This is a genomic window from Duganella sp. SG902 (assembly GCF_013376005.1).
Taxonomy (GTDB): Bacteria; Pseudomonadota; Gammaproteobacteria; order Burkholderiales; family Burkholderiaceae_D; genus Rugamonas.
In genome coordinates this window covers 262,368-274,297 of the sequence record NZ_JABMJK010000004.1, presented here as the reverse complement: position 1 = coordinate 274,297, position 11,930 = coordinate 262,368, and the positions used below count along the sequence as shown (strand labels likewise).

Here is an 11,930-nt window from a genome sequence, read left to right as displayed (position 1 = left end):
CTTATTCCAACGCCTGCTTGAGCGACCGCGCTTCGGGCAGTGCGTCGCTCCAGGCGGTGAGCTGTTCAAGACTGGCCTTGGCCAGCTTGTTCCTGACGGCCTTCGGCAACGGCCCGAAGCGCCGCGTCAGTAGCCGTTCAAGCAACACCGCCGCGCCCTCGGTACGCCCCTGCTCAAGCCCCTGTTCCAGTCCTTGTTCCAGTCCTTGTTCCAAGCCCTTTTTCACGCCTTGCTCCAAGCCTTCTTCCCTGCCAGTCTTGAGGCCTTCTTTCATACCCTTCCGCCATCCTTTGTCAATAAACGACTGCTCCAACGGGCTGATCCATTCCATGTTGCGCTCCTTTTCCCACAAGCGAATAGCGCGCCAATAGCGTTCCTGATAAAGCTCAGGCAAAGCTATCATCCAATTAATCACTCTGAAAAAAACAAGTATGCGCCTTTTACTCCCGCCACGTTGATACAATAAGATCGTCAGTTCCCATTTGGCGGCATAGAGCTTATCCGCGTCGTGACAGGCCTGCCGTGTGCGCAAATGAGCTAGCTTAAGCAGCGCGAACGGATTGCGCGACGCCAGCAAGGCGTCCTCCCTACCCACGTCATCCAACAGCTTCGCGATGGGAAAGGATACATCCACCGTCATTCCCAAATCCTTTTTTTGAAAGACATGCGGCCGCCAATTGGGATCGTCGTCCGCGAGCAGCACCAAACTCGTCGCCGGCCGCTTGTATTCGTCTGAGATACGGAAGTTATAGACAACGATGCGCCGCGCCAGTGAAGCATCCTGTTGCGCCTGGACCTCCACATGGATCAGCATCGGTTCACCACTATCGCGCAAGAAAACCTCGACCAGCTTGTCAGCCACCACAACATCCGGTGCGTCACCGAACCCCATGCTGGCCAACTCCTTGTCACGGAAGCGGGGCCGTTTCGACCAGTCGATCTGGGTGCAGAGTTCGGGGAAAAAGAACGACATGAAAGCGCGGAAAGCCTGCGTTAGTGCGGCTTTCCACGGCAGATCATAGCGCGCTGGCGGGGCGGGGTTGGGCATCGGGCCAATCTAAGCGTCCATATGGCCAAGAGGTATTGCGCGAACGCAAAGACAGACCTCGAAGCTAAACTTTTCGCATAAGCTTGCGCAATTTCATTCGTTCCAAAAAATTAAGCCCCTCGCTAGACTTGGCTTCATTCGATAGTTCATAACCTGTTATGACAGGTTATGGCAAACAAGAGTGAAGCCATGACTACTTTCCGTACTGTTGAGCTGTCCCCGGTGCCGCTGTACACGCAGGTGAAGGAAAACCTGCGCGAGCGTATCCTCGACGGCACCTACCCCGCCCACGCCAAACTGCCCGCCGAGAGCGAGTTGAGCACCATTTTCGGTGTCAGCCGCATCACCGTGCGGCAGGCGCTGAGCGATCTGCAAAAGGAAGGCGTGATCTTCAAGATCCCCGGCAAAGGCACCTTCGTCGCCAAGCCCAAGGCCTTCCAGCAATTGACCCAGCTCGAGGGCTTCGGCGAGGCCATGAGCCGCATGGGCTATGAGATCTACAACCAGGTCACCAGCCACAAGGCCATCGCCGCCACTCCCCATGTGGCGCAGCAGTTGCAGGTAGCCGTCGGCGCCGAGGTCACCGAGATCAAGCGCATCCGCCACCTGAACCGCGAGCCGGTGTCGCTGGAAGTGACCTATCTCGCGCAGGACATCGGCGAACGCCTGGCGCGCGAGGACCTGGCCACGCGCGACATTTTCCTGATCCTGGAAAACGACTACGGCATCGCGCTCGGCCGCGCCGACCTGCAAGTCGACGCCATCCTGGCCGACGAAACACTGGCCCACGCCCTGCGCGTTCAGCAGGGCAGCGCCGTGCTGCGCATAGAGCGGCTGACCCACCGCGCCGATGGCGCACCGCTCGATTTCGAATACCTCTACTTCCGCGGCGACGCTTTCCAGTACCGCCTGCAAATCAACCGTCGTCCTTGAGGAGACTCGCATGCAAACCCACACCCAGACCGTCGACGTGCTGGTGATCGGCGGCGGCACCGCCGGCCCGATGGCCGCCGCCAAGGCCAAGGAAGCTAATCCGCAGCTGCGCGTTCTACTGCTGGAGAAAGCCAACGTCAAACGCAGCGGCGCCATCTCCATGGGCATGGATGGCCTGAACAACGCCATCGTCCCCGGCTTCGCCACGCCCGAGCAGTACGTGAAGGAGATCACCACCGCCAACGACGGCATCGTCAACCAGAAAACGGTGATGGCCTACGCCGAGAACAGCTACGCCATGATCGAGGAACTGGATCGCTGGGGCGTGAAGTTTGAAAAGGACGAAACCGGCGACTACGCCATGCGCAAGGTGCACCACATGGGCACCTACGTGCTGCCCATGCCGGAAGGCCACGATATCAAGAAGGTGCTGTACCGCCGCCTGAAACGCCAGCGCGTCGAGATCACCAACCGCCTGGTCGCCACGCGCCTGCTGCTGGCGGACGACGGCAGCATCGCCGGCGCCATGGCCTTCGATTGCCGCACCAGCGACTTCCACGTGATCCGCGCCAAGACGGTGGTGCTGGCCACCGGCGCCGCCGGCCGTCTCGGCCTGCCCGCTTCCGGCTACCTGTTCGGCACCTACGAGAACCCGACCAACGCCGGCGACGGCTACAGCATGGCGTATCACGCCGGCGCCGAACTGTCGGGCATCGAGTGCTTCCAGATCAACCCACTGATCAAGGACTACAACGGCCCCGCGTGCGCCTACGTCACCGGCCCGTTCGGCGGCTTCACCACCAATAACAAGGGCGAACGCTTCATCGAGTGCGACTACTGGAGCGGCCAGATGATGCAGGAGTTTTACAACGAACTCCAGGGCGGCAACGGCCCGGTGTTCCTCAAGCTGGACCACCTGGCGGAAGAAACCATCAGCACCATCGAGACCATTTTGCACACCAACGAACGTCCGAGCCGCGGACGCTTCCATGCGGGGCGTGGCACCGACTACCGCCAGCAGATGGTGGAGATGCACATCTCGGAGATCGGCTTGTGCAGCGGCCATTCGGCATCCGGCGTGTGGGTCAACGAGCGCGCCGAGACCACAGTGCCGGGTCTGTACGCGGCCGGCGACCTGGCCTGCGTGCCGCACAACTACATGCTGGGTGCCTTCGTCTACGGCAAGCTGGCCGGGGAAGCAGCCGCCGAACGCTGTGCCGCCATCGCCTTGCCGGAGCTGGATGAGGCGCAGGTGGAAACCGAGCGCGCACGCGTATGGGCTCCCTTGAACCGACCGGATGGTCTGCCGCCATCGCAGGTGGAATACAAGTTGCGCCGCATGGTGAACGATTACCTGCAACCGCCCAAGGTCACGCGCAAGATGGAAATCGGCTTGAGCCGCTTCGAGGCGATCCGCAATGATCTCGACCGCCTGTCGGCCACCAATCCACACGAATTGATGCGGGCGATGGAAGTCCACTTCATCCGCGATTGCGCCGAGATGGCGGCGCGCGCTTCGCTGTACCGCACGGAGAGCCGCTGGGGCCTTTACCACAACCGCGTCGATCACCCTCGGCGCAACGACGCCGACTGGCTGTGCCACGTGCAGGTGAAGAAGATCGACGGCGAAATGCAGTGCTTCAAGCGCCCGCTCGAGCCTTACATCATCGCCCTCGACGAAGAAGAGAAACAAGCTTACCAGCATCTGCGCATCGTGCGCGAGGCTGCATAAAGGAGAACGCCATGCCCATCGCCCATACCCCCAGCAGCGTGCCGGTGCGCGTCAACGACGCGCTGTGCATCGCCGACAAAGGCTGCACCGTCTGTGTCGACGTCTGCCCGCTCGACGTGCTGGCCATCGATTTCAGCAAAGGCAAGGCCTACATGAAGTTTGACGAATGCTGGTACTGCATGCCCTGCGAAAAAGACTGCCCGACCGGCGCGGTAACGGTCGATATCCCCTATCTACTACGATGAATTGGAGATTCACTATGGCTCTGCAAAACAAACTGTTAGTCCTGCTGGCGACCGCCCTGACCTTCGGCGCGGCCCATGCTGAAACCATCCGCGTCGCTATCGGCACGCAGGACACCACCATCAACTGCGCCACCGGCGGCCTGCTGATCCGCGAACTGAAGCTGCTGGAAAAATATCTGCCGCACGACGGCAAGTACAAGGACGTGCAGTACGATATCCAATGGAAGAACTTCACGTCCGGCGCGCCGCTGACCAATGAGATGGTGGCCGGCAAGCTGGATATCGGCTCGATGGCCGACTTCCCCGGCTCCTTCAACGGCGCGGCCTTCGCCAAGGCTGGCAAGAAAAGCCTGTTCATCACGGTATTGTCGGGCAGCGTGCAAGGCAGCGGCAACGGCATCGTGGTGCCGAAAGCTTCGCCGGTGCAGTCGCTGGCGGAGTTGAAGGGCAAGACCATCTCGGTGCCCTTCGCCTCCACCGCCCACGGCATGCTGCTGCGCGCCATCAAGGCGCAGGGCTGGGAGCTGGACAAGGACATCACGGTGGTGACGCAGGCGCCGGAAGTGGCCGGCTCCGCGCTGCAGGCCAACAAGATCGAGGCGCACGCCGACTTCGTGCCGTTCGCGGAGCTGTTCCCCCATCGTGGCTTCGCCCGCAAGATCTACGACGGTTCGCAAGCGCAGGCGCCGACCCTGCACGGCAGCCTGGTGGACGCGGACTATGCGAAGAAGTATCCGGAGATCGTGACCGCCTTCCTGCGCGCCGCGATCGAGGCCGACCGCATCATCGCCGCCGAGCCGGAAAAATACAGTGAGTTGATCGCCAAGGTGACCGGCATCGAGGCGGAAGTCGATTATCTGTTCCATGGTCCTCTCGGCCTGCAGACGCGCGACTTTACCTGGAAGCCCGAGTATCGCCAGGCTGTCAAAACCTCGATCGAGACGCTGCGCCTGATGAAGCGCACCGACAATGACCTCGACGTCAACGAGTTCATTGACGATACCTACATCCGGGCCGCCTTCAAGCAGGCCAACCTCGATTACGACGCCAGCCTGAAAAACTACAGCCGCCGCCCGCTGGTGGCCAAGGATGCCAGCACCGGCAAGCCGATCACCGATTTCTCGCGCCTGACGCAAGTGTGGGTCGCGGACGAGCCGCTGGTACGCCACTATGCCACCGCCGAAGCGGCGTTCGCCGCCGTGCGCAAGCTTGAAAAGGATGGCAAGAAAATCCGCGTGGTGTATGCGCATGATCGCAACAGCGGCCTGAAACTGTTCGCCTACGACGCCTGGTTCGTCACGGCGAAAGGCGAGACCAGCGCCTTCCTGTCGAAAGCATCCGCCGACGCATGGGCCAAGCAGCGCGGCGGCACCGCCATCAGCTACGCCGCCGCCCTCTCGGCCGGCGCGGACCAGAAGCTGGCCAGCAAATAAGGACGCATGCCGATGAGCGCAAATCCTATCACTCGTCAGCTGGTCCCGGGCGAGGCGCTGCGTTGGGGCCTGCGTCTGGCCTCGCTGGCGGTTTGCATGCTGGCGTGGCAGTGGGCGTCCGGTAGCCATCTCAACCTCGGCCTGCTGACGTTCCAGAACGTGCCGCCGCCAAGCGAGGTGGCGCAAGCCGCATGGGCCTTGCTGCACTCGCCCAAGCTGGGGGAGCACCTGCAAGCCAGCCTGTGGCGCGTGTTCAGCGGCTTCACGGTGGCGGCGGTGATCGGCATCGTGCTGGGGCTGGGCATCGGCCGCTGGAAGCGCTGGGAGGACGTGCTGATGCCGCCGCTGGAGATGCTGCGCCCGATACCGGCGGTGGCGTGGATTCCGCTGGCGATCCTGATGTTCCCGTCGTCGGAGATGTCGATGATCTTCATCACCTTCACCGGCGCGCTGTTCCCGATCCTGCTGAACACCGTGCATGGCGTGGAGCAGATCGACCCGCGCCTGATCGCGTCGGCGCGCAGCCTGGGCGGCGGCTCCTGGGCGATTTTTCTTGAGGTGGTGCTGCCGGGCGCCGCGCCCAGCATCGTCACCGGTCTGTCGATCGGCATGGGCACGGCGTGGTTCTGCCTCGTGACGGCGGAGATGATTTCCGGTCAGTTCGGCATCGGCTACTACACGTGGGCGTCGTACACGATTCAGAACTACGCCGATATCGTGGTCGGCATGCTGGTGATCGGTGCGCTGGGCATGGGCAGCAGCGCGCTGGTAAAGCGCGGCGGCCAGGCGCTGATGCCGTGGCATCAACAGGAGGACAAGGCATGAGGGACGTGAACCAGGCTTATGGCCGTATCGCGATTGACAAGCTGTCGTTGCGGGTTGGCGCGGGCGCGCAGGCGTTCGAGGCGGTGCAGGATGTCTCGCTGAACGTGGCGCCGGGCGAATTCGTTTGCCTGCTCGGCCCTTCCGGCTGCGGCAAGTCGACGCTGCTGGGCGCATTGGCCGGGCATCTGCGGCCGAGCAAGGGCGGCATCACGGTGGACGGTGTAACGGTGGATGGCCCGCACGCGGAGCGCGGGCTGGTGTTCCAGCATCACACGCTGTTCCCGTGGCGGCGCGTGATTGACAACGTGGCGTTCGGGTTGAAGATGCAGGGCGTCGGCCGCACGGAACGCCGCCGCCGCGCGGCGGAGTTGCTGGCGATGGTTGGCCTGCAGGACTTCGCCGAGCATTATCCGGCGCAGCTGTCGGGCGGCATGAAGCAGCGGGTGGAGATCGCGCGGGTGCTGATCAATCATCCACGCGTGATGCTGATGGACGAGCCGTTCGGCGCGCTCGATGCGCAGACGCGGTTGATGATGCAACAGTTGCTGCTGCAGCTGTGGGCTAAGATCCGCACCACCATCGTCTTCATCACGCACGATATCGACGAGGCGCTGTTCCTGGCCGACCGGATCCTGGTGATGAGCCCCCGGCCAGGACGGATTATTGAAGAAATCAAGGTGGACTTCGCTCGGCCGCGCGACGAAACGCTGGTCACGTCGGCGCGGTTCACGGCGCTCAAGCGGCGCTGCCTGCAACTGCTGCACCCGGCCAACGCCGAGCTGCCGTTGGAGCGTTTGTCGCCGCTGGGCGCCGACCCGGCGCGTCAACTGCAATTTGCCATTTAAGGAAAGCATGAGCACTATTTTTGAAGAAGATGCCGAATTGGCCGCGTTCCGGGAACGCTTGCAGCATGCGGATGGCGCGGTGCGCCGTATCGCCGTTCTCGATCTCGCGGACCGCGACGGCGATGAACACGCGCCTTTGTTGGTCGCCGCGCTGCGGGACGCCGACGCCGCCGTGCGCGCCGAAGCCGCGCGGGCGCTGGAGGCGTTCGAAAGCCTGGAAGGCGTGGCGGGACTGGTCACGCTGCTGACCGACGAGGATGACGAGGTGCGGGAAGCGGCGGCGCACACGCTGAGTGAGTTGAAGCAGCCGGCATCGGCGGCCGTGCTGCTGCCGCATGCGGCGCATCGGGATGCCTTCGTGCGGATCGCCGTGCTGCGAGCGGTGCGCGAGCTGCGCGCGCCCGGCAGCTACGCACCGGCGCTGGCGGCGCTGAACGACACCGACGCCGGCGTTCGCCGCGAGGCCGTCGCCGTGCTTGGCTACCTGAAACAGCCGGAAGCCCTGCCCGCCCTCACCCGTCTCGTGAGCCACGACGCCGACGCCGACGTCCGCCGCGCGGCGGTCGGCGCCCTCGGCTACGCCACCAGCGGCCCGCCGGACGGCGCCGGCGGCGGCCACGCCTGGTCCGCCCTCGCCGCACTGCTTGACGGCCTGCGCGACAGCGCCTGGCAGGTTCGCGAGGAAGCCGCGACCACCCTCGGTAAACTCGCCCTGTCCCCGGCCGGCGCGCAGCAGGCCGGCGCCGCGCTGATCGCTTCCCTGGAGGACGCCTACTGGCAGGTGCGCCTGCGCGCCGCCCGCAGTCTGGGGCGCCTGCGCCACGCGCCGGCACTGGAAGCGCTGATGGCCGCGCTTTCCCACTCCATCAGCAACCTGCGCAAGGAATCCGCATTGGCGCTGGGCGAATTGGGCGACGCCGCCGCCATCCCCACGCTGACCGTGGCCGCCGATGACAGCGATCCCGAAGTCCGCAAATCCGCGCGCCTCGCGCTCACACAGATCCAGGGGGCGCAACGATGAGCGACTATCCGCGGGAAATCGTCAACAACCGCCAGAGCCGTGTGCTGGATATCGTCTGGGATGACGGCTCGGCGCAGCAACTGCCGCACGCCACGTTGCGCGCGCAGTGCAAATGCACCGTGTGCCAATCCAACCGTCTGCTGACCGGCGCCATGCAACTCGCCCCAACCGCGCCGGGCGCCGACGTGCGCATAGACGATATCCGCCAGATCGGTGTCTACGGCGTACAGCTGGTCTTCAGCGATGGCCACGAACGCGGCATCTATCCGTGGCCGTACCTGCGCGAACTGGCCTAGCAAGAAGGCTGTGCGCCCGCCGCCAGCCCGCGCACGGCCCTGGAGATATCCGCGCCGATGCGCACCACGGCGCGGCGATGGCCGGCCACCAACTCGTCGTAGCCGGCGCCCACCGTCTCCTGCGCCAGGCTGCGGCAGGTCAGCACGTGCGTGCCGCCGACCAGGCGCACGCTCCACACCACGTCAATCAAGGCGTACTGTCCCGGCGCGGACTCAAAGCGCTGCACGTTGGCGCTGATGCGGTAGACCGGCGCCTTGTCCGGCGTGGGCGTGCGGAACACGTCGATGGTGCCCAGCTCTCCGGAAATGGTCAGCGACAGGGCTTGACCGATCTCCGCCGCCGGCGGCGAAACCCAGCGCTCCTGCTCCAGCAGATCCACCCGCCCCGCACCGGTGGTGACCACCAGCTGGTTGCGCGCCACCTGCTGCGGCACCGTCACCGCCGGCAGCTCGATGTAGTACGCCGGCGCCGCCTGCGTGGTCTTCGCCGTCTCGCCGGCCGCGGCCGCCGGGCCGCCCATCCCCGCGCTGAGGCTATAGAAGCGCTCTGGCGGCGCGCTCGCGCACCCGCTCAGCGCGGCCAGCGCCACCATCGTCCACCACACCGCGCCACCTCGCAGGCCCACACGATCACGCATCATTTCCGCTCTCCTTTTTTCTCCTGCTTGCCACGTATCAGCGATTCCGGGTGACGCTCCAGATAATCCGACAGCGCATTCAACGACTGCAAGGTCTGCGTCAACTGCTGCAATGCCTCGCGCAGATCCGACTGCACCGGCGAGTCTTTCTGCAACAGCTGGTCCGCCTCGTTGAAGGTCTTGCGCGCGGCGGCCAGTGTGCCTTTCATCTCCGGCACCACCTGCGCGTCCAGCTGCTTCATCAACACATCGGCGCTCTTCAAGGTGTCACGCAGATTCCTGCCGATTTCATCGAACGGCACTTTGTCCAGCTTGCGCGCGATGCTGGAAATCTGCGTCTGCAATTCATCCAGGCTGTTTGGCACCGTCGGCACCTCCGGTACTTCCGCCGACAGGTCCACCTTGGCCGGCGCCGCGTTCGGGAAGAAGTCCAGCGCCACGTACAACTGGCCGGTCAGCAGATTCCCCGTCCGCAGCTGTCCGCGCAAGCCGCGCGCCACCAGGCGTTCCAGCAACTGTGGCCCCGCATTGCGTTCCTGATCGTTGGCGATGGTCTGGGCAAAGCTGCGGCCCAGGCGCGCCGGATACATGTCCACCGTCACCGGCATGCGGAAGTTCTTCTTCACCGGATCAAACTCCACGCCGACCGAGCGCACCTCGCCCATCACGATGCCGCGGAAATCAACCGGCGCCCCGGCCGACAAGCCGCGCAGGGACTGGTCGAAATACAGCACAGTGGTGATCGGCACGCCATCCGGCTCGCGCATCGCGCTGCTCTGATCGGCCGCCAGCGCGAACTCGGCGCCCGCCGGCGCCACTGAGGCGGGCTTCTGCCCACTCACCGATTCAAACGCGATCCCGCCCACCAGCAAGGCCGCCAGCGACTGCGTGTTCAGCTTGAAGCCGCTGGAGTCGAAGCGCGCATCGACCCCGCTGGCATGCCACCAGCGCGTGTTCTTGCCCACGTACTGGTCATACGGCGCGCTGACAAACACCGAGATCCGCACACCGCGCCCCTTATCCTCCAGATCGAACCCGGTGACCTGCCCCACCTGTATGCGGCGATAAAAAATCGGCGAACCTACATCGAGGGAACCCAGCGTGTCGCTGTGCAGCGTATAGATCGTGCCTTTCTCGTCGCGGGTCACCTGCGGCGGCTTCTCCAGGCCCGTGAAATCGGTCCTGGTCTCTTCCGACTTGCCCGCGTCAACCCCGATGTAGGAGCCGGACAGCAGCGTGTTCAGGCCCGACACCCCGCTCGCTCCGATACGCGGCTTGACCACCCAGAAGCGCGTATCGGCCGCCGTGAAGCGCTTGGCCTCCTTGCTCATGTCGATGGTGACCAGCACGCGCGACAAATCCTTGGCCAGCGAGATGGAGCGCACCAGGCCTATGTCCACGTCCTTGTATTTCACCTTGGTCTTGCCCGGTTCCAGTCCATCCGCGCTGCGGAAGCTGACGACCACAGTCGGTCCCTGATCCAGCACCGACTTGACCACCAGCGTCAGGCCGATCACCGCCGCCAGCAGGGGAATCAGCCACACCAGCGACGGCAGCCAGCGGCTGGCTTTTTCCACGTTCGGCTCCGGTAGCGGCGGAGCGCCGCTCTCGTTTTCAGACATGCTTCTCTCCATGTGTATCGATGGGATCCCAGATCAGGCGGGGATCGAATTGCATAGACGCGATCATGGTCAGCACCACCACCGCGCAAAACGCCAGCGCGCCGGGACCGGCCGTGATCACCGCCAGCGACTGGAAGCGCACCAGCGCCACCGTCAGCGTGATGACGAAAATATCGAGCATCGACCAGCGGCCGACAAACTCCACGATGCGATACAACACCGTGCGCTGCATCGGCCGCCAGCGCGAGCGCCGCTGCGCGGTCCACGCCAGCAGGGCCAGCGCCGCCAGCTTCAGCACCGGCACCACGATGCTGGCAATGAAAATGATCGCCGCCAGCGCCGGCGAACCGCTGGTCCAGAAGTAGACCACGCCGCTGATGATGGTGTCGTCCTCCTTGCCGAACAGCGAGTGCGTGTACATCACCGGCAGCAGGTTGGCCGGGATATACAGAATGGCCGCCGCCAGCAGGAACGCCCAGGTGCGCCCGACACTGTCAGGATGGCGGCGATGCAGGCGCGCGCCACAACGGGCGCAGTACTGGTGCCGCACCGTGTACCTGAGCGACTCCACCAGTCCGCAGCTGTGGCAGGCCAGCAGCGGCGCGCCCTTGGCCAGCGCCGCATAATGAAAGGTCTTTTGCGCCACGCGGCGCGGTCCGGGCAGGTGTTCGCCGATATTCCACAATATCTTCGGATCGAACGACACCACCACCGCCAGCATCAGCGTCAGCGCGCCGAAGGCGAACAGGCCGGGTTGGACCACCACCTGTGCGAGGCTGGTCATCTTCACGATCGTAATCAGGATGCCGATCATCAGCACCTCGGTCATGCCCCAACGCCGCGCCAGGCCGACCGCGCGCAGCAGATGATCAAAGCCAGGCGGCCGCTGGCCGCCACGCAAGGACAGGGTCACGTACAACAGCGAGCCCAGTTCCACCGCCGGCAGCAGGATGGTGAACACGAACACGGTCGCCGCCACCAGCTGCATCTTTTCCATCCACAGCACACGGATGGCGCCCAACAGCGTGGCGCTGCTGCTGTAACCGCCCACCTCCAGCTCGACGATGGGGAAAAACTGCGCGATCAGGAAGGTGAACACCGCCGCCAGCGTGATGGCGGCCATGCGGCTGGCGTCGGAATGGATGCCGCGATACAGGACCGAGCGGCAACGCACGCAGCGCGCCTTTTCGCGCGGGCGCAGCGGGCGGCGTTGATGCAACACGCCGCAATCGTGGCAGCTGATTAAGTCGTATCGATGCACAGGGTGACCGTTATAGCGGGAATGAGCCATA

General features: G+C 64.3%; 12 protein-coding genes. 8 read left to right on the top strand and 4 right to left on the bottom strand.

Going from position 1 to position 11,930, the window contains the following annotated elements; all coding sequences use genetic code 11:
- Position 1: 1 nt before the first annotated feature.
- Positions 2-1,048, bottom strand: a complete 1,047-nt coding sequence (locus tag FHW83_RS10600) for a DUF4351 domain-containing protein (protein WP_176646323.1) — start codon at positions 1,046-1,048, stop codon at positions 2-4.
- A 189-nt stretch (positions 1,049-1,237) separates the two neighbouring features.
- Between FHW83_RS10600 and FHW83_RS10595 the strand changes: the two genes are divergently transcribed.
- From FHW83_RS10595 to FHW83_RS10560, 8 genes are read left to right on the top strand one after another with little or no spacing between them, the layout of a single operon-like run.
- The gene (locus tag FHW83_RS10595) at positions 1,238-1,981 is read left to right on the top strand and encodes a GntR family transcriptional regulator (protein WP_176646322.1); all 744 of its coding nucleotides are present in this window, start codon (positions 1,238-1,240) and stop codon (positions 1,979-1,981) included.
- Between the two features lie 10 nt (positions 1,982-1,991).
- Positions 1,992-3,713: a fumarate reductase/succinate dehydrogenase flavoprotein subunit gene (locus FHW83_RS10590; RefSeq protein ID WP_176646321.1), complete on the top strand. Its 1,722-nt coding sequence runs from the start codon at positions 1,992-1,994 to the stop codon at positions 3,711-3,713.
- A gap of 11 nt (positions 3,714-3,724) precedes the next feature.
- Entirely contained in the window at positions 3,725-3,958 is a 234-nt protein-coding gene (locus FHW83_RS10585) for a ferredoxin family protein (RefSeq protein ID WP_092278798.1), read from the top strand.
- A gap of 14 nt (positions 3,959-3,972) precedes the next feature.
- On the top strand, positions 3,973-5,391 hold the full coding sequence (locus FHW83_RS10580) for an ABC transporter substrate-binding protein (RefSeq protein WP_176646320.1): 1,419 nt from the start codon (positions 3,973-3,975) through the stop codon (positions 5,389-5,391).
- 12 nt (positions 5,392-5,403) lie between these two features.
- Positions 5,404-6,216 carry an ABC transporter permease gene (locus tag FHW83_RS10575; protein ID WP_176646319.1) on the top strand — a complete coding sequence of 271 codons (813 nt, stop codon included), beginning with the start codon at positions 5,404-5,406 and terminating at the stop codon, positions 6,214-6,216.
- Positions 6,213-7,061 carry an ABC transporter ATP-binding protein gene (locus FHW83_RS10570; RefSeq protein WP_176646318.1) on the top strand — a complete coding sequence of 283 codons (849 nt, stop codon included), beginning with the start codon at positions 6,213-6,215 and terminating at the stop codon, positions 7,059-7,061. Before FHW83_RS10575 ends, FHW83_RS10570 begins: the two co-directional genes overlap by 4 nt.
- A gap of 7 nt (positions 7,062-7,068) precedes the next feature.
- Positions 7,069-8,082 (top strand): HEAT repeat domain-containing protein, encoded by a 1,014-nt coding sequence (locus FHW83_RS10565; protein ID WP_176646317.1) that lies wholly within the window; start codon positions 7,069-7,071, stop codon positions 8,080-8,082.
- The gene (locus FHW83_RS10560) at positions 8,079-8,378 is read left to right on the top strand and encodes a DUF971 domain-containing protein (RefSeq protein WP_176646316.1); all 300 of its coding nucleotides are present in this window, start codon (positions 8,079-8,081) and stop codon (positions 8,376-8,378) included. Before FHW83_RS10565 ends, FHW83_RS10560 begins: the two co-directional genes overlap by 4 nt.
- On the opposite strand, the gene FHW83_RS10555 is transcribed toward FHW83_RS10560, so the two are convergent.
- From FHW83_RS10555 to FHW83_RS10545, 3 genes are read right to left on the bottom strand one after another with little or no spacing between them, the layout of a single operon-like run.
- Positions 8,375-9,019 carry a membrane integrity-associated transporter subunit PqiC gene (locus FHW83_RS10555; RefSeq protein WP_229224120.1) on the bottom strand — a complete coding sequence of 215 codons (645 nt, stop codon included), beginning with the start codon at positions 9,017-9,019 and terminating at the stop codon, positions 8,375-8,377. The two genes, FHW83_RS10560 and FHW83_RS10555, sit on opposite strands and share 4 nt — an antisense overlap.
- Positions 9,016-10,638 (bottom strand): intermembrane transport protein PqiB, encoded by a 1,623-nt coding sequence (locus FHW83_RS10550; protein ID WP_176646315.1) that lies wholly within the window; start codon positions 10,636-10,638, stop codon positions 9,016-9,018. The genes FHW83_RS10555 and FHW83_RS10550 overlap by 4 nt, the downstream gene beginning before the upstream one ends.
- Positions 10,631-11,899: a paraquat-inducible protein A gene (locus FHW83_RS10545; protein ID WP_176646314.1), complete on the bottom strand. Its 1,269-nt coding sequence runs from the start codon at positions 11,897-11,899 to the stop codon at positions 10,631-10,633. The genes FHW83_RS10550 and FHW83_RS10545 overlap by 8 nt, the downstream gene beginning before the upstream one ends.
- Positions 11,900-11,930 lie beyond the last annotated feature (31 nt).